A 17,619-nucleotide genomic window follows, 5' to 3' on the forward strand; every position below is an offset into this window, starting at 1 on the left:
TGATAAATAGCAAAGGCTAGCGAAGTACTTTGCTGGCTTTTGCTTTTTCGATCAGCGCGGCAGCATCCACAGGTAATAAAAATCCTTCTTTTGTTGCGCGCTCAGAAGCCTTTATCACAGCTGCGACATAGCCCTCGTGATTGCCATAACGCTCCTCCAAAGACAAGCGCGGATCTTGATTTGCTTTACGCTCAGCCGCAGTGCGCGCAAAAGGAATCATTCCACCAACATAATTACAAATCTGATCTTTATGAAAGGGCTTTACTCCGTCAGCCGTGATGTTCCATCCCAAGTACGTTCCAAGAGGTGCATCGAGCAATACGACGGGCACACCACCTAGTTCGTTGCCATCTAGATTCACCTTAGGAGCGAACATTTTTATGACTTGTTTGATGGGTGGTGGGGCATTTGTCGGGATGCCAGAAACATCTAAGGCATTGAACTGAGGGCCCCAGTCATAATCCAACACACTCATGATGAAATCAGGTTCAGGAACCGTGGGACGTAAGCCTGGCAACGTGGGGAAACCGATATCTTTCTTGTTGGCCAAAGCGAGAGTGCCACTTTGTTCGCCTGGTTTTGGAGCCAGTGTTGGATAGCGGCTAGGAGGTGGTTCGGTACCTTTCATGACCCAATCTCGAAAATGTACGCGAATCGCATTGACCGTCTCAGTGTGCGGAACAGGATTGGCAGGCAAAATGCCAACCCCAAAATTATTTCCTGGACACACGGCTGGCGTTTTCGGCAAGCCGACACCGGGCAGACTTGTGTCAAAACCGCCTGCACCACCACCGTGATGACTGCTGGCAATGTAATACCGTCTGACGGTGTTTGGAAGCGGAAGGTCTTGTTTGCCATCGGTACCCACCCATTCCGGTGTGAGCTTGAGTGCCCAAACCTCGGCAGAACCGAAATGCTCAACAATTTTTGGACAGGTGTTGGATGCAGTGCAGCGATCTAGAATACCCGCAGCAGGTAAACCTCGGATGGGGTCTGGATGAGGGAGCCACCATTGCGGTCCTTCACTACCTGCTTGATAAAGTTCAAGCACGCCATCGGCTTGCGCCCAGCGAAAGTTCAGCGCGATGCGACGTCCGGCAATGATCGGCCACATTCCATCGTGCACAATGCCTCCGTGTTCAGCTTGATTAAAGCCAAGGTGAAGCCAGCCTCTTAGAAAATTTCCCGATTGAGAAACACCCCTGCCAATGCTGTGTTTAGATATGCCAGCAACTGGGTTAGTGGTTCCTGAATCATCTTTGGTTGCATTTTTGAAAAAGTCACCCACATCTCGCCAAGCGGCAAAGCCGATTCCTAAAACGTAAGGATCAGCAGCAGTAAAAACGACCTGGTACAGACGTTTGGGATCAAAGCCGTCTTTTAAGCAAATCTGCGTAGCATCGGGTGTGCCAGGAAATGGCGTTTTGTCATCGCATTTACCCCAAGCCCAAGCTGAGTCGGGGATGCGAATCTCATCCATGACTTGTCCGTGCATGCCTTCGCCGCCCCTCGAAGTCAGTTTTGATTTTGATGTGTCAAGTGAAATTGGCTTGTAAGGAACCGGATTGCTTTGCACGATCAGTGGTTGTGATGCCTTGCCTGAACGATTGACGATACGCCCAAATACTTCGCCCGTAACAGGATCACCATTGGGTAGGCGTGCGACGGGGACTTCAAGGAACTGACCCGTCTTGGCGGAATTGACAGGACGCACGCGAGTGTTGCCACTATTGTCACCTTGCCAAGCACTTGCTAGAAAAATGTCACCTAGCTCCTGTTCTCTCGGGGAAAAAGGATAGACACGACCGCGATTGGGTACATCATGCCATAGCAACCCACTTGCCTGACTCAGATCGACGGGTTTGTGCATCACAAAGGAGGCCACATATCGAACCTTGCCATCTGAACTCTTGGCGAGTTCGATATCTTGAATGAGTGCATTTTGCGGCAGCTTTGGATCAAGCTCGCCAAACGCTCGTCCGGCGATTGTTTCATAGGCAATAGGGCGGATCCCATCGACAGCAGGTTTAGCCATCGGCGTCACCTCATCAATCACAATTTTTGTGACGCGCGCCTCCGACGATGTAGCGCCTAATAGGCCAAGAGTGCTGGCGAGTAGTGCTGAAAAAAGTATTCTTTTTTTGCTTCGGGATTCCATACTGTCTCCTTGGTATTGTTATTTAGTGATTTGATGCAACTCCAACAGCTTTTCTAAAAAGAGTTCTTCGCCGTGGTTGACTTTCTCGTGCCACACCTGACCTGACACTTCGTTCGTAAAGTCAGTCACATATTTGTACGAGAGCCATGGCAGTCCGTGCGCATGGGCGACCGTGGCGATCGCGAAGAGTTCCATATCCACCACGTGGATGCCTTGCTCTTGGAACCAAGGATCTTTTGTGGTCACAAAGCTATCGCCTGTGCCACAAGTATGTGTGCCTTGGTGCGAAAAATATTCGTATGGACGTTCACAAAAGGGGACACGTCCACGAGGCGAGAGTGGCTCGGCGATCATGTCACGTTGCACCACGCGCTTGATCTCAAGCAAGCCCGAGACGTCTTCACTGACCGCACCGACTGTACCAAAGTTCACGATGAGTGATGGACGTGTGTGTGCGATCGCTTGCAGCGCAGTGATCGTGGCATTGATCTTGCCAATGCCTGTATAAAAAACCTGGACGCCTGAGGGCATGCTCGAATGATCAAGCTCGGCACGCAGCGCGGTCAGGACGATCAGGTGAGTGTGCATAAAGTCGGGGTGTGTGAGTATGGAATGCTTGGCCGGAGGTTCACGCGTCTTTCTTGGGCCAGAGTACCATTTGTGTGCAACGGAAAATCGCGATTTTCTTGTCTGTTTCAGCATCCGTGACCACCGCGTCCCAAACTTGGGTATTGCCGCCGAGGTGTTGCGCTGTTGCGGTGCAGCAAATGATGGCGCCTTCGCCTCGAACAGTCCCTAAATGGTTGCTTTTGAGCTCAATGGTTGTAAAGGACGCCGCACCCTCGGGCAGGTGGGCAACGGTGGCGTAGCCGCAGGTCGTATCGGCCAGGGCGATGACGCTTGCGGCATGCAGATAGGTATTGGGGGCGAAATGGACTTTGCGCAGCTTCATCTGGCTTTTGAGCGACCCCTCGGAGAGTTCCAGCATCTCAACCCCCATCAGGCCAGGTAGGTTTTCACCGCTACGTTGATTGAGTTCGTCGACAGTGATCGTGAGGCGAAGCTTGGGCATACAACAGATTCCTGAGGGTGAGAGGGTTGATTTAACGTAAGATTATGCCGTAACTGAACCTGACTGACTTAAGTGGACCGCTATGACATCGACTTCTGCAACTTCCGCGCGCCCTGGCCCTGAATACGAAGCGCATGTGCGCCAAGGTTTTTCGCAGTCCAGGCTCGAGCGTCTTGGCCTCTCCATCGAGGAGCAGATCGCCACCGGAATTTTCCCAGGCGCCGTCACAATGGTGCTGCGCAATGATGAGTGCGTTCATTTCGAAGCCTACGGACATCAAGACGCTGCCTGTACGATACCGATGGCACGCGATTCGATTTTTCGGCTCGCCTCGATGACCAAACCACTGGTGACGGTAGCAGCCATGATGTTGGTCGAGCGAGGACGTTTTAATCTGTATGACTCCATCACGAACTGGCTTCCGGAGCTTAAAGATCTCAAGGTTGAGACGCCCAATGGGGACGTGCCATTGATTCGTCCCATCACGGTTCAAGATTTGATGCGACACTCCGCGGGATTTGTGCATGGTGATCGGGCTCAGTCACCCCGGATCAGAAAGTTGTATGACGAATTGCAGATTGAAGCCAACAAGCAAGACATCCTTGGCGATCAGATGCTCAAAAATCTGGGTACTATCCCACTCGCGAGTCAGCCCGGCACGCACTGGGAGTATTCGATCGCAGTCGATGTGTTGGGACTGTTGCTCGAGCGGGTTGAAAACAAGACGCTTGAGGAGATTCTCAATACACTGTTGATTAAGCCTCTTGGCATGAAAGACACCTCATGGTGGCTGGAGCCTGAGCGGATCGGCAGACTCGCCGAGGCGCCTGACTCGGATCCGCTTAAAGCCAAAATGCTCATTGCGTATCGTCAAACCACAAACCCCGTGGGCCGTACCTATCTTCGAGGTGGGGCGGGTCTGCTTGGTACAGCTGCGGATTACATGCGATTTTTACAGATGATGCTGCGTGGAGGAGAGCTCGATGGCAGGCGCTACTTATCACGTCGCACGGTCGAATTCATGTGCGCTGAGCATACGGTGGGAATGACGGGCTCGACCCATGCCAATACCGGACCCGGTTACGGTTTTGGACTTGGCTTTGCAGTCAGGCTTAATCAGGGCATGTGCTGGGTTCCCGGCTCTCTCGGTGAGTCCCTCTGGTCTGGAGTTTGGGGGACCAGCTTTTGGCTGGACTACAAGGAAAACCTGACCGCTCTGATTTTGACGCAGGGACCGACACACAAAATTCAAAGTCGTATGCTTTATAAAACGCTTGTGTATTCGGCGCTGGTGAAGTGATCAAGATGAATCTGAACGAAAAAGAGTTCACGCTTAATCAACCTCTTGATCCCGAGCGTGTAAAAGCTCTCGCTGCCGCAGTCTATCGCAGCATCGGTGTGCCCGAGCAGGAAGCTTTGCTGGCTGCGGACACTTTGGTTCAGGCCGACTTATGGGGCCACCAATCGCACGGTATGTTGCGGCTAGGTTGGTATTACGCGCGTCTCGAGTCGGGCGCTATGAAAGCGCACACGCACACAACGCTCGAAGTCGACGCGGGTGCGGTTGCGGTGATGGATGGGCATGATGGCGTTGGTCAGGTCATCACGCGCCGCGCTGTTGATGAGGCTGTCACCCGCGCGCGTAAGCACGGTGTCGGGATTGTTTCGATACGCAATTCCAATCATTTCGGTACGTGCATGTACTACACGCGTATAGCGGCTGAGCAAGGCTGCATCATGATGTTGATGAGCAATGCAGGACCCAATATGGCGCCGTGGGGTGGTTTGAAAAAGAAGATCGGCACCAATCCCTGGTCGATCGCCGTGCCGGGTGGTGCCTATGGACCTGTTGTCATGGATATGGCCAACTCAGGTGTGGCCCGAGGCAAGATTTATCTCGCCAATAAACGGCGCGAGTCGATTCCGGACTATTGGGCGGTCGATGCGCGAGGTCGTCCTACGACGGATCCCAAAGAAGCCTTGGAGGGCTTTATCCTTCCGATGGCAGGCCACAAAGGCTATGTGATGGGCGTGATGGTGGATATTTTGTCTGGTGTATTGTCGGGCAGTCAGTTTCTCGATACGGTTCACGGACCGTACGATCCGACCAACCGGAGCGGTGCAGGTCACTTTATGGTGGCGATGAATGTCGCAGCGTTTCAGCCACTGACCGAGTTTGAGCAACGTATCGATGCGTATATCCGCTCTTTAAAAGACGTGCCTTTAGCCCAAGGGCATGAGCAGGTCTACTACCCGGGTGAAATGGAAAAGTTGGCCGATCTTAAGCATCGAAAGCAAGGGCTGATTTTGCCTGAAGATACGCTCTCAGATGTGCTCCGTGTGGCCAGACACGCAGGTGTACTGTAAGTAAAAAATATTTAAAAGTAATTGTTTAAAAATAAAGGTGTAGAGACAATGGAATTCAGTATTCAACACGCGAAGGACAAACCTTTTACGCACGATGGTTTGCGTGAGTATTTTGATTATCGTGACCTCGGAATCTTTGATTCAACCAAGGGGGCTGCAGTGATGCATGTCATCCGTGCGACCAAAGGTTGCAACGCGACAGGTGAATGGCATCGCCATGAGTTGGACTTTCAATTTGTATATGTACTCAAGGGCTGGGCCATTTTTGAATATGAAGGTCACGGCGAACATAAACTCGTTGAAGGGACTTGCGTGCATCAACCACCCCATATCCGCCATCGTGAAATCAGTCACTCGGATGATTTTGAAGTGCTTGAGATCGTCTTGCCAGGTCAGTTCAAAACGGTTGCAATGTGAGTGTGACGCGTCGGCGTTTGCTCGGCGCGCTCGGTGTTGTTGGTATCACGGGCGCGAGTGTGTTGGGTGATCCGCGTCGCAGTATGGCGCAAGTCCGTCAAGACCTAAAAGAGAACGCCACAACGTCTGACCCTGCGGTCGTGTCCATCAAAAACCCTAAAACAGGCCGTTCGATCAAGCTGCGCGCACGCTTGCCTGCGGCTCAGGTCCCGACAGGAATGATTCTCTACTCGCCCGGCCTGGGAAGCGGCGTCTCTAATGGAGGGGCGTGGTGCGAGGCCTGGCGTCAAGCAGGCTACCTTGTGGTGACGCTTGCGCATCCTGTGACCGATGATTCTCTTTGGCGAACCAGTGACAAGCAGAGTTTCAAAGCCAATATGCAACTGGCACTCGCCGGACCGCAATATGGTTTACGCGTGTCCGACTGTAGCTTTGCGTTAGACCACTGCTTGCAGTCTGCACAACTCGCCCCCTATATCGATCCAGAAAGGATTGGCTTAGCCGGTCACTCTTATGGCGCGCTCACAGCCCAAACGATTGCGGGACAGCCCCTTGGCGCAAATAGCATGCGGGATCCTCGGATCAAGGCAGTCATCGCGTTTTCGCCGGGAGCGACCTCGCTCGAGCGAGCGCGATCCATGTCCGAGGTCCCGATCCCTTTTTTTTGCATCACGGGTGATCACGATCAGTTTGTGACGTTTAAAAAGGATGGAGAGGCCATACAGCTTGGCGTGAGTTTGGCCAATCGAGAATCGGTGTTTGCTCATCTGCCTGTAGGCAGCAAGCTTCAACTCAAGCTACGTGATGCCGACCATATGAGCTTTGCAGGCGAAGTGGTGGATCCCAAGCGCTTCAGTCGAGACATTAAGGTGACCGAGCAAGGTAATCGGGCATTATGGGGGCGAGTCAGTCAGATGACGACTGCGTTTTGGGCATATTACCTAGTAGCGGAGGGACGTTCCGTGCCTGCGACAAAAGAGGCCTTTGAAGAAAGACTGCGCAATCTTCAAAGCCCCGGAGACGAATTAAAGTTTGGTTAAAAACCCCAGACTTTGCAGCGTTAGATCTTGTTTATTGACCTTTTTTCGCAGCTTCTAATTTGGCAAGGGCCTGACGCATTAAAACGATCGCCTCGCCTCTTGCTCCTTTGCAGCCCGCACCATCTTTGCCACCACCACCGCATTGAATGGCTTCGCTGATGGATGTTTTTAAAGAGGCGATTGCAATATCGAGATGCGATGTCTGGGCCGAAGCAAAGCTTGGAATTAAAATAGCAGAAGATAAAAGAGCGCTAAAAATGAATGTTTTCATGTTATTCCTTTGAGCAAAAAAGAGTATTCTCGGGCCAGATCAACATCGTTTTAAAAGAATCATTTTTAAAATGTACGCTAACTTATTATTTTTGTCAGCCAATTTTGAAGTAAAAAATTTTTTTTAGAGACCCATTATGAAAATTATTGTGCTGCCAGGTGATGGCATTGGTGTGGAAACAGTCTCGGTCGCGGTCGACGCGTTAGAGTTTATTTCTAAAAAACTCAAGCTCGACGTGTCGCTTAAGCACGATATCGCTGGTCACGAGAGCCTTAAAAAGCACGGCACCACGATTCATGCTGGCTTACTCGAGTCTGTTAAAAATGCTGATGGTTTGATTTTGGGTCCGATGGCCACCTACGATTTCAAAGACGAAGCCAAAGGTGAAATCAATCCATCAAAGTTTTTCCGTAAGAGCTTGGATCTGTATGCCAACATTCGTCCCGCAAAGACCTTTCCGGGTTGCGGCACCGCTCACAAGCCACTAGATCTCGTCGTTGTACGTGAAAACACTGAAGGCTTTTACGCTGATCGCAATATCGAGTCGGGTGGCAGCGAAATGCTGATCACACCAGATGTTGTGGTCTCCTTGCGTCGTATCACTCGCCTCTGTTGCGAGCGGATTGCACGGTCGGCGTTCGAACTCGCCATGACCCGCAGAAAGCATGTCACCGTGGTGCATAAAGCCAACGTGTTGCGACTCGGTGATGGCATGTTCATCGATTCTTGCCGCTTGATTGGTCAAGAGTTTCCTGAGGTGCAAATCGAGGAAATTATTGTTGATGCCATGATGGCGCATGTCGTCCGGACGCCTGAGCGCTACGACGTGCTGGTCACCACCAATATGTTTGGCGATATTTTGTCTGACTTGACCTCCGAGCTTTCTGGCAGTTTGGGGATGGCGGGTTCGATCAATGCAGGAGATCACTATGCCATGGCGCAAGCAGCGCATGGTTCGGCACCTGATATCGCAGGCAAAAACCTTGCCAATCCCTTTTCACAGGTCTGGTCTGTCGCGATGCTGCTGAATTGGTATGGTCAACGTCAAAATAAGCCCCAGTTCGTGACCGCTGCACAAGTGATGGAAACCGCGATGGCAGAAGCGATTGCCGCCGGTGAATCAACCAAAGATATTGGTGGCAAGCTCGGTACCAAGGAGACCGGTCAGGCTTTGTTGGAGCGCTTGGCCAAGGCATAAACAATAGCGTCGAGATACCCCTAGGTGCGTAGACCAATCCTAGGGCGCCCTTTGTGCTAACGTAACGCGCACCGCGATATCCTGTTGGATTGAATCTCTCAGGTAGTTAAAAAGACAAGGAATCACTGCAATGACAGCCAATACCTTTAACGAATCCGCCGAAGGCGTCTACCTGATTACCGTCACACCTTTCAAGGACAACGGAGATCTTGATTTAGCAAGTACCGATCGGATGGTGGATTTCTGCCTCGAGCGTGGCGTCACCGGTCTGACGATTCTCGGGATCATGGGCGAAAATACCAAGCTCACTGCCGAAGAGTCGCGCCAGTTCACGCGCCAAGTCCTCGCCCGCGTACAAGGCAAAGTGCCTGTCGTGGTCGGCGCTTCTTCCGCAGGTTTTGCGCCCATGAGTGAACTCACCAAGAGCGTGATGGATATGGGCGCGGCCGGCGTGATGATTGCACCCCCCTCGACCGTGCGCACCGATGACCAGATTTGCAGCTATTTCGATATGGTCAACGAGACCTTGGGATCCGATGTGCCCTGGTGCCTCCAGGATCACCCTACCTCGACCGGTGTGCAGATGTCGGCGGGCGTGGTGTTGCGTATCCTGAAGAACTCACCCACCTGTGTCATGCTCAAGCATGAGGATTTCCCCGGACTGGCCAAGCTCTCGGCCGTGCGTCAGGCAATCGAAAAGGGTGATCTGCGCCAGATTTCCATCTTGACGGGTAATGGCGGCGGTTTGTTCTTGCCCGAAGAAATGGTACGTGGCGCCAATGGCGCGATGACCGGTTTTGCTTACCCCGAGATGATGGTTGACGTGGTCAAGGCCTTTAAGGCAGGAAATGTCGAGCGCGCGTTCGATATTTTTGATTGCTACTTGCCTTTGGCAAAGTACGAACAACAGGCTGGCGTGGGCTTGGCTGTGCGCAAGCACATTCTGGCGCAACGCGGTGCGATCGCTTCAGCCGCGGTCAGAAAGCCTGGTCCTAAACTGTCCGCACCCGACTTGGCGGACATTGCCCGACTGATTACCAGACAAGAGAAAAAACTCGCTGCGTTGGGTTAATCCTGCGCGAATTCAAACCATTTATAAACACACACGCTTAGTGACCCGGAGAGTACTCATGGTAGATATGCAACTTGATCCCAAGGTGAAAGACATCCTCGCAGGGATTTCCACTGCAACGCTGACGACGATTTTGCTTAAGAAAGGTTTGCGCAATGTCTGGATGCGCGGTACCAAACCGATCCGTGCTGGTCAGCCGCGTCTGGTGGCGCGCGCGTTCACGCTGCGTTTCGTCCCGGCGCGTGAGGATTTGGCAACGCCCGAATCTTGGTCCTCACCTAAATCGACTCGCGGTGCGATCGAAGATATGCCCGAAGGTTGTATCGCCGTCGTGGACTCGATGGGAGTTCAAGACGCCGGTATTTTTGGCGATATTCTGTGCGCACGTATGGCAAAAAAGAAGGTCGCCGCGCTTGTGACAGACGGCGTGGTGCGTGATCTTGCGGGCGTGCTTGGGACAGGTTTGCCTGTCTGGTGCTCCGGTGCAGCAGCTCCCCCATCGGTAGCCGGTTTGACCTTCGTCGATTGGCAGCAGCCGATTGGTTGTGGTGGCGTCGCGGTGTTTCCCGGTGACGTCGTGGTCGTGGACGACGATGGCGCGGTGTTGATTCCCGCTGCGATGCTCGATGATGTCGTGACGAGCGCAGCGGCCCAGGAGAAACTTGAGACCTGGATTATGACTCAGGTTGAAAAGGGCCATGCTTTACCAGGCCTCTACCCGCCAAACGCTGAAAACTTGGCTCGCTACAAGGCTGAAACAGGTCTGAATTAAGAGACTGGGATACGGCTGTTATCGGGGCCTGCGTGGATGCGCAGGCCTTTTTCTATGTGGCCGAACGGGTTTTCTTCTCTGAGCGACCGGACTTGGTCGCGGTAAAAGAGCGCCAGGTAAACCACGCAATGCTGATGCTTGCTATGGTCGCCGCGACCCATTGGACGGGTTTGGCTTGCGGAAAATCAATGGTGGTCGTCAAGAGAATCACCACGCCAACGACACCCGCTGAACTGATGATCCGCATGAGCCATGATTGAGGAACTAAGGCGCGTGCCGGGATGGCTTGTGTGAGTCTGGCGCCCGCGATCCCGCTAAACAAACCAATGGTCGCACCTGCGCAGACGTCGGCGGGCCAATGCGCACCCACAGCAATACGCGCTAAACCGGCTAGAGTCGCAGCCACAAACAACCACCAATGCGCACCGCGTTTAGAAGGCTCTAGCGCAAAATAAAAGGCCGTCAGGATCGCAAAAGCGGTCAGGGTATGTCCCGAAGGCATCGAGAAATGCGTGAGTGTTTTACCCACGATATGAAAACTTGCGGGATCCAGTAGTGCAGCGGGACGCGGCATCTCAAGCGTGTGTTTAAAGAAATGAGAAAGAACAGCAGAGATTGCGCCACCCACCAGCGCCGCGGGGAGAAGACGTGGCGCGAGTAACAACAGAGGACAGGCTAGAGCGAAAATAGCCCAGCCGTTGCCCAGAATATTAAAACTCACCCAAAATAGTTCAGGCAAGGCTTGCGCGGCGTGATTGAGCTGCAAAAATAATTGAGGCTCGGGAGAAGCAAACAACCACAACGTCAGCCAGACCGCCAAGGGAACCAGACACCAAAGAAAATCTTTTGCTTGAACGGTCTTCATGGTGGGCACTTGAGTCATGCTCGCGCCGCATCGAATTGCACGGTGACTTTTTCCATCACCTGCGCGACAGAGATCGCCTGCATGCAAACATTGTCAGAGCATGGGGTCTTGCGGTGATTGGCTGCACTCACGCAGGGCGAGCAAGCGAGCTGTGCAGTGATAGGAATGGATTTGCCGAGTGAACCGTACAGCGCAGGGGTTTCGGGTCCAAACAGCACAACGGTGTGCAGGTCTGTGACAGAAGAAAAATGTCCGGGTCCCGAGTCATTCGTGACCATGACATCCGCTAGGCTATAGAGCGCGGGGAGCTCTGCAAAGGAAACTTGACCCGCAAAATTGAGTGCGTGACTTACCTGCGACCCAAGGCGGACGTTTTCAACATACTCAAGCTCGTCGGGTGAACCGGTCAGGAGGATCAAACTATCAGGCCATTTGCGTTGGAGCTCGACAATTAGGGCTGAAAAACGCTCAGGTGCCCATCGACGTTGAACCAAAAGTTCGCTGGCATTTGGATTGACTAGAAAAAGAGGCTGTGCGTCAAGCTTGAATGAACACTGGGCTTTCTCAGCAAGTCGTTCGATGCGACGCAGGACATCGAGCCGGACCTGTGGATCAATCACAGCCTGTGCAATGATGATGGCTGAATCAGGAATATTGATTTTGCTAAAGGGTGTTTCTTGAGTCGTCGCAAAGGCTGCGTGAATCAGCGATAGAAAGTTTTTTGCAATATGAATATGCGGGTTGTAGTGGACTTTATGGGTCAACATGTTGCCACGCCAAAGACCTTCGCCATGAAAAATGTGATAACCGACGCGACGTCTCGCACCGCTTAAGCCTGTGAGTAGCGCGGTAAAGCGCGAAAAAAGCTCAAGATCGATGACCGTATCGATCTTGCGCGCGCGTGACCACAGTAGAAACTTTAGCGTGTCGAGCGCGAGGCTCACGACGGAGCTTGAGTCGATCGTAAAGACGTTGTCAGGCGGCACCGTATTGAGCAAACTCAAGCTGGCCCGGTTGCTTTTAAAAATCAAAAAGAAGATCTCAGCCCCTCGTGCCTGCGTTGCGCGCATGGCTGGGTCAACGATGATCGCGCTTCCCATTTCAGAAAGCTCGATAAAAAGAACCTTGCGTGGCGAGGAAGATGTGCCACCAGCGAGCCGGGCGATCCAGTCCATCAACCATACGATGGGCGTAAAAAGGGCGCAAAGTGGTACACCGACCCTGTGGTCGATGGTGCGCATGGTGTCAACACTGAGGCTCATAAGCAGGACATTTTAATTATGTTTGGAGGATACGCGCATTGGATTTTGAGCATCCTCGCGCTTTCGCCTCAACAGTGACAAAGCACCCGGCAAATAGGTGACCAGCGTCACAATACCAAAGCTCACTGCCGCAAGTACGGTAATCCCACTGTCAATGCCCCAGAGAGCGAGTGTGGCTGACAGCGTGGCTTCGCGCAGCCCCCATCCTGAGATGCTGATGGGTAGCATCATGAGCAAGCCCAAGGCAGGCATGCCAATCATCAAGGCAGTAAAGGGTGCATCGATCCCGAAAGCCTTGAGGCAGCACCAAAAACTCGAAAGCGCCAACACATGTGTCAGAACGGAAATGACGACTTGAGGGGCAACGCTTGGCCAGCCTAGTCCGGCTTTCAGTGCAAGCATGGCATTGGGCATGCCGAGTTTGTTTAAGAGGCGTTGTATCAAATTTCTCGTCGTGTAGACTCTGAGCAAAATAGTGGCTAAGGCTGCGGCGCCGAGCATCGCACCCAAGATCCACCAACCCAGGGACTGCCCCCAGGGCGCGAGCATCGCGCCACCCACGATGAGGCCTAAGGCCCCCAAAATATTATTTCCAAGCAAACCTAGGGCACGGTCCAGTCCGACACTAAAAAATCCCAGCCTCAGTCTCGGAGGGGCGCGCTGTAAATCAACGGATTGATGAAGCTCTTGACTCAGCGTTTGTTGAGGGGGCGAGTGGACATGCGTATTGATGCCGACATGATAGGCGCGACTACCCTCGATGGCGCGGTAGCTGTCGCCACCAAGCGTGCTAGGGAGCCCTTGATTAATCAAACCGCCCGCAAAATAAAGAGAGATGTAGTCGCGGGCGGGGCGGTAGAGTTTGGCGCTGCGCATCAGCCAGCCCCAACGCAAAACGGCCACCAGATTGGTCAGCACCAGCAAAACAAAAGCCAAGCCGAACCAAAGTGGATTGATGGCGATGTTGGTGTCTCGCAGGGCTTGCCAGTCAATACTGCGCGTTGCGAGCCAAAGCAGGACAATGGAGAGCGCAACACGGATGTAGGGCCAAAGGTGTTTAAAAATATTTTTCAAAGGGGAATAGATCGCTTTATTGGGCATTTCGGGAGGTGCCCCATTGACGGCAGTGATAAAAATCAAAGCGTGAAACTTGACGACCAAAGCGTTTGGCCTCAAAGGTGTCCATCAGTCGACACTCTTTAAATTCGCCGGCTTTGGTCGGAAGCTCGAACTTAACTTGTGACCAGTTTACAAAAAGACTGTCGGTGCCGGGAGGAATTTGACCAAACCAGAGGTCGAATTGATCAAAACGGGTGTCCAACACATGGACAGGTAAGGGACGGGCATACCAAGCTAGACGACTCCCTAAAGTCCAGTTGCGCACAGAGAGCGAGTTTAAATGATGTATGCGAGCAAGCTCACGGGCCTTGAGGCCGGCCTCATCCCAACCCCACAGATCGGCGAGGGGGTTTTTGCGAATAAGAGGGTGATCAGGTGAGAGACCAGGGATGCCGACAAAAAAAAGTGCGGCAAAGGCCACTAAACAAACCACAACCTGCGCGCGTATAAAAGCCAGAAGCAGGGCCCGGCGCCCACTGGCCCAGCGCTGTGCCAAAGCCAGTGCGGCAAAAGGCGTCATGGCCAGCCAGGCTGGCGCCGTCCAGTGCGGCAGGCTCCCCCCACCGCCCGACATGAGGGCTGTCACTAAAAAGGGGATAAAGAAAAATAACAGCAGTGGTGCAAGTTGCCATTGCTTGCTTTGGATGACCTCACGGGTCGCAAGATACGCCCCAAAGACGAGTAGGGGACCGTAGGCGACCAGTTGAATGCCGGCAAAGGCCGCGAGTCTGCGCGCATGCCAAGTGCCACCGCTGCCGTGTTTGAGTTGGTAGACAAAGGAAATCCACTCATGCTGAGCGTTCCAGATGAGTACGGGACTAATGAGTAAGAGTGCCACAATCAAGGCAAGCCAGGGGCCCGGGGTCAGCAAGATCCTCAATCCTCGTCCCGCGAGCAATGCCACAATGACGGCCAGAGCAGGTAAGACGGCTGTGTATTTTGAAAGCCCAGCCAAACCGAACAAAAGACCAAGCGCGAGCCATTTTGACCACGCGTGGCGTTTGTTAAGGTCTCCAGAATCTAGGCGAGTCGCTGTGAGCTGCATTGTGACTTGCATCAACAGCAGTACTAAAATCATCAACAAGCTGTCGGGTAGCAAACCAACGGCCAGCACATGCATCAGGGGTGCGAGTAGCACCAGTCCGATCGCCCATAGTCCGACGGCCTCGCGCTCAACGCCAGCTTGCGACAAGCGCTCGTGTTGGCGGTCGTACAGATTGAAAGCAAGCTCTCGCGCTAAGAAACAGACTGCCAGCCAGAGCAGTTGTGGAATCAAACGAATGATGCTGTCGGGAGCATCGAGTGCCACCAAGGGCCACTGAATCCAGCCTACGAGAGGGGGATGATCGAAATAACTCCAGGCAGGAATCGCCGCATACATGACGTAGTGCGCTTCGTCTACGGAGAGCGTCAGCAAATACCCAAACCCGAAATGAATCAGCAGTCCGAATGCGAGCAGCGTTTTAACGTTCAGGTAAGACGTCGCCGAGAGCTTCTCGGCGGGGCGGGTATTGGGGATGGGCACGGTGCGCTTTGCGGCCGAGTTTGTTTACTTGACCACAACAGGAAGGATTCGCCAGGTCACCTGTTTCTTGCCATCTTCGGAAATCACTTTGGCGTTTGCGCGCGTGACAGTAAAGCCAGCGGGCAAATCGGTCGTACCGGTGATATGTAAGTAGTGTTTAAGTTTGACCTCGATGCGGGGCAGGGTCACGGTTTCCACGCGACCGTTGGCATAGCGACCCTCAAACGACAACTCAAGCCAGCCTTTAAACTCGGGTCTTTGTGCGTTTTCTTGTAGTAACCACACCAAATAGGAAAGCTTGGTGGAGTTTTTCTCTTGGGTGATTTGGCTTGTGCTGATCCCAATAGGGCCGAAGCGTGGATCAAACACGAGCGTTTTTGCAAAAACATCGAGCTGCTCGCGCAAAGGGACGATGATGCTCTCGGCTTGAGTCAGTTTTCCTGTGAGCTCTGCGATCTGGGTATCGCGTGTGCGCACCTCGGAATCGAGCACTTTCTGCGCTTCGTCCACACGTGTTTGTAACGTCTGTTTTTCGACCGACAGATTTTTGAGCTCTTCGGTCAGTTTTTGCGTTTCACCAGCGGATAGGCGCTTTTCACCATAGCTCGCTTGCAAGAACAGCACACCCCCGCCGCCCAGTAAAAGACCCACCATCAAGAGGATGAGCCACCCGGGCAAGCCACGCGAGCCTCGGCTAGTATCGTACGGCGCAGGTTTGAAAATCGCGCGTTTAGCTTGAACACGTATAACCATTTAATTCTCCGCGATGCGGGCCTCAATTCTTAAGCATCCATTCTAACGTGTTGAGACGCTCAGTGGTACCCACATCAACCCAAGAGCCTGTGTAAAGCTGACCTGTCACATATTTAAGCGCGAGGGCTTCGCGCAAAAGAGGAGCAAGTTTCGCGGGTTGTCCGGCAGGCGTGTGCGCGAACAGCGATGGCTTGTATACGCCGATGCCGGAGAAGGTGTGTTTGGGTGTTGTGACCTCTGTCACAAGACCGTTCTTGGTCAAGCCAAAGTCCCCGTTTGGATGGTGCGCCGGATTGGGAACCAATAACAACCAGGCTTGCTGCGTGCTTTGATGCATGGTGGCCGCGATGTTGAAGGCTTGCGCAGGATCCCAATCGCACCAGATATCGCCATTTATCACCAAAAAGGGTTCTGTTCCCAAAAGTGGTAGCGCCTTGGCAATACCGCCTGCAGTTTCGAGGGCGACGGTCTCGGCAGAGTAGCGGATATCAACGCCCCATTGACGGCCATTTTTGAGCGTTTGCTCAAGCAATGCACCTAGCCAAGCATGGTTAATAACGATGTCAGTGATGCCCGCTGCCGCTAGCTTTTCAATGTGCCACTGAATGAGTGGTTTGCCCGCGACTGGGATCAAAGGTTTGGGTAGGGTATCGGTGAGCGGACGCATCCGTTCACCGCGCCCAGCGGCGAGAATCATGGCGCGCATCAGAAGGTATATCCTACCTTGGTTTGGACTTGGTCGAGTTCATCCAGAATGCGTAACAAAGGTTTAAAAGCAAGATAACGTCCCGCGACTTGCCGCACATACTGGTTGACGCGCGGCATATGCGCCAGATAGGCGGCCTTACCGTCGCGATGGTTCAACCGGGCAAATACACCCAGGATACGCAGGTTACGTTGCAGTCCCATCCATTCATAGTCTTGGTGAAAATCCGCAAAATCTGTTGGCACCGGTAAGCCCTTGTTACGAGCAAGTTCCCAATACCGAATCGCCCAATCTAATTGTTGAGGTTCTTCCCAGGTTGTGCGCGCGTCCATGACTAGTGACGCCAGGTCGTAGGTGATCGGTCCTGACACTGCATCTTGGAAATCTAAAACACCCGGGTTGGCGCCGTGCTCTGGTCGCTCACAGAGCATGAGGTTAGGGGAGTGAAAGTCACGATGCACGAATACGCGAGGCTGCACTGCGTTGCGTTCGACGAGTAAATCGAAGACGAGGTCGAGTCCTGCTAAAGCAGTCGCTGCCAAGTTTACCTTGCAGTGCGCAATGACATACCACTCGATAAACAGACCCAGTTCTTGTTTGAGTCGTGTTGCGTTATACACAGGTAAGCCTGTCACCTCGGTGCCTTGCATTTGAACTAAAGCGGCCAGCGCATCTCGATACATCTTTTGCAAACTTACCTCATCGAGTCCAGCTTGAATGCGCTCGTAGTAGGTTGTGGGCCCCAGGTCTGTCAACAGTAAAAATCCCTGAGTCAGGTCTTGCGCAAGCACCCTGGGTACATTGAGTCCTGCATTGGCAAGTCTATCCGCTACATCGACGAAAGGTTTGCAATCCTCTTGAGGAGGGGGGGCATCCATGACGACGAGTGTTCCCTGCGCCGCCGTGATGCGGAAATAGCGTCTAAAGCTCGCATCACCAGAGGCGGGAACAAGGCTGGACAGGTCGAGTGCCAGAGACTGAGGGCAATTGCCCAGCCATGCGACAAGTTTTGCCATTCTGGG

18 protein-coding genes are annotated in these 17,619 nt (G+C 53.1%); 7 read left to right on the forward strand and 11 right to left on the reverse strand.

All coding sequences use genetic code 11. The annotated features are described in order from the left end of the window. Positions 1-16: 16 nt before the first annotated feature. From AC8GE9_RS07080 to AC8GE9_RS07090, 3 genes are read right to left on the reverse strand one after another with little or no spacing between them, the layout of a single operon-like run. The gene (locus AC8GE9_RS07080) at positions 17-2,158 is read right to left on the reverse strand and encodes an alpha/beta hydrolase domain-containing protein (RefSeq protein WP_506676462.1); all 2,142 of its coding nucleotides are present in this window, start codon (positions 2,156-2,158) and stop codon (positions 17-19) included. 18 nt (positions 2,159-2,176) lie between these two features. Further along, positions 2,177-2,746 (reverse strand): phosphorylase family protein, encoded by a 570-nt coding sequence (locus AC8GE9_RS07085; RefSeq protein WP_506676463.1) that lies wholly within the window; start codon positions 2,744-2,746, stop codon positions 2,177-2,179. Positions 2,747-2,786: 40 nt separating this feature from the next. Next, on the reverse strand, positions 2,787-3,230 hold the full coding sequence (locus AC8GE9_RS07090; protein ID WP_506676464.1) for a PaaI family thioesterase: 444 nt from the start codon (positions 3,228-3,230) through the stop codon (positions 2,787-2,789). 82 nt (positions 3,231-3,312) lie between these two features. On the opposite strand from AC8GE9_RS07090, the gene AC8GE9_RS07095 reads away from it, so the two are divergent. The 4 genes from AC8GE9_RS07095 to AC8GE9_RS07110 are packed head-to-tail and all read left to right on the forward strand — an operon-like array spanning position 3,313 to position 7,054. Next, the gene (locus AC8GE9_RS07095; protein WP_506676465.1) at positions 3,313-4,530 is read left to right on the forward strand and encodes a serine hydrolase domain-containing protein; all 1,218 of its coding nucleotides are present in this window, start codon (positions 3,313-3,315) and stop codon (positions 4,528-4,530) included. 5 nt (positions 4,531-4,535) lie between these two features. After that, the gene (locus AC8GE9_RS07100; RefSeq protein WP_506676466.1) at positions 4,536-5,597 is read left to right on the forward strand and encodes an Ldh family oxidoreductase; all 1,062 of its coding nucleotides are present in this window, start codon (positions 4,536-4,538) and stop codon (positions 5,595-5,597) included. A 48-nt stretch (positions 5,598-5,645) separates the two neighbouring features. Next, a complete protein-coding gene (locus AC8GE9_RS07105; protein ID WP_506676467.1) occupies positions 5,646-6,014 on the forward strand; it encodes a cupin domain-containing protein in 369 nt (122 codons plus the stop codon). Continuing rightward, on the forward strand, positions 6,011-7,054 hold the full coding sequence (locus tag AC8GE9_RS07110; protein WP_506676468.1) for an alpha/beta hydrolase family protein: 1,044 nt from the start codon (positions 6,011-6,013) through the stop codon (positions 7,052-7,054). Before AC8GE9_RS07105 ends, AC8GE9_RS07110 begins: the two co-directional genes overlap by 4 nt. Before the next feature lie 31 nt (positions 7,055-7,085). On the opposite strand, the gene AC8GE9_RS07115 is transcribed toward AC8GE9_RS07110, so the two are convergent. Continuing rightward, on the reverse strand, positions 7,086-7,325 hold the full coding sequence (locus AC8GE9_RS07115) for a hypothetical protein (protein ID WP_506676469.1): 240 nt from the start codon (positions 7,323-7,325) through the stop codon (positions 7,086-7,088). A gap of 136 nt (positions 7,326-7,461) precedes the next feature. Here AC8GE9_RS07115 and AC8GE9_RS07120 point away from each other — a divergent pair, with 136 nt between their 5' ends. From AC8GE9_RS07120 to AC8GE9_RS07130, 3 genes are all read left to right on the forward strand, one after another. Continuing rightward, on the forward strand, positions 7,462-8,523 hold the full coding sequence (locus AC8GE9_RS07120) for an isocitrate/isopropylmalate dehydrogenase family protein (RefSeq protein ID WP_506676470.1): 1,062 nt from the start codon (positions 7,462-7,464) through the stop codon (positions 8,521-8,523). Between the two features lie 130 nt (positions 8,524-8,653). Then, entirely contained in the window at positions 8,654-9,595 is a 942-nt protein-coding gene (locus tag AC8GE9_RS07125) for a dihydrodipicolinate synthase family protein (RefSeq protein ID WP_506676471.1), read from the forward strand. A 58-nt stretch (positions 9,596-9,653) separates the two neighbouring features. Then, entirely contained in the window at positions 9,654-10,367 is a 714-nt protein-coding gene (locus tag AC8GE9_RS07130) for a ribonuclease activity regulator RraA (protein WP_506676472.1), read from the forward strand. Between the two features lie 52 nt (positions 10,368-10,419). Here AC8GE9_RS07130 and AC8GE9_RS07135 read toward each other — a convergent pair whose 3' ends face one another. From AC8GE9_RS07135 to AC8GE9_RS07165, 7 genes are read right to left on the reverse strand one after another with little or no spacing between them, the layout of a single operon-like run. Then, the gene (locus tag AC8GE9_RS07135; RefSeq protein WP_506676473.1) at positions 10,420-11,250 is read right to left on the reverse strand and encodes a phosphatase PAP2 family protein; all 831 of its coding nucleotides are present in this window, start codon (positions 11,248-11,250) and stop codon (positions 10,420-10,422) included. Beyond that, positions 11,247-12,494, reverse strand: a complete 1,248-nt coding sequence (locus AC8GE9_RS07140; protein WP_506676474.1) for a glycosyltransferase family 9 protein — start codon at positions 12,492-12,494, stop codon at positions 11,247-11,249. Before AC8GE9_RS07140 ends, AC8GE9_RS07135 begins: the two co-directional genes overlap by 4 nt. 12 nt (positions 12,495-12,506) lie before the next feature. Beyond that, on the reverse strand, positions 12,507-13,595 hold the full coding sequence (locus tag AC8GE9_RS07145; protein WP_506676475.1) for a lysylphosphatidylglycerol synthase transmembrane domain-containing protein: 1,089 nt from the start codon (positions 13,593-13,595) through the stop codon (positions 12,507-12,509). Further along, a complete protein-coding gene (locus AC8GE9_RS07150) occupies positions 13,585-15,138 on the reverse strand; it encodes a glycosyltransferase family 39 protein (protein WP_506676476.1) in 1,554 nt (517 codons plus the stop codon). The genes AC8GE9_RS07145 and AC8GE9_RS07150 overlap by 11 nt, the downstream gene beginning before the upstream one ends. A 24-nt stretch (positions 15,139-15,162) precedes the next feature. Further along, positions 15,163-15,891, reverse strand: a complete 729-nt coding sequence (locus AC8GE9_RS07155) for a hypothetical protein (protein WP_506676477.1) — start codon at positions 15,889-15,891, stop codon at positions 15,163-15,165. Positions 15,892-15,913: 22 nt separating this feature from the next. Beyond that, the gene (gene murU / locus AC8GE9_RS07160) at positions 15,914-16,597 is read right to left on the reverse strand and encodes an N-acetylmuramate alpha-1-phosphate uridylyltransferase MurU (protein ID WP_506676478.1); all 684 of its coding nucleotides are present in this window, start codon (positions 16,595-16,597) and stop codon (positions 15,914-15,916) included. Further along, positions 16,597-17,613: an aminoglycoside phosphotransferase family protein gene (locus AC8GE9_RS07165; RefSeq protein ID WP_506676479.1), complete on the reverse strand. Its 1,017-nt coding sequence runs from the start codon at positions 17,611-17,613 to the stop codon at positions 16,597-16,599. The genes murU and AC8GE9_RS07165 overlap by 1 nt, the downstream gene beginning before the upstream one ends. Positions 17,614-17,619: the final 6 nt, after the last annotated feature.

It is taken from the genome of Zwartia lucis (genome assembly GCF_965234455.1).
Classification (GTDB): Bacteria; Pseudomonadota; Gammaproteobacteria; order Burkholderiales; family Burkholderiaceae_B; genus Zwartia; species Zwartia lucis.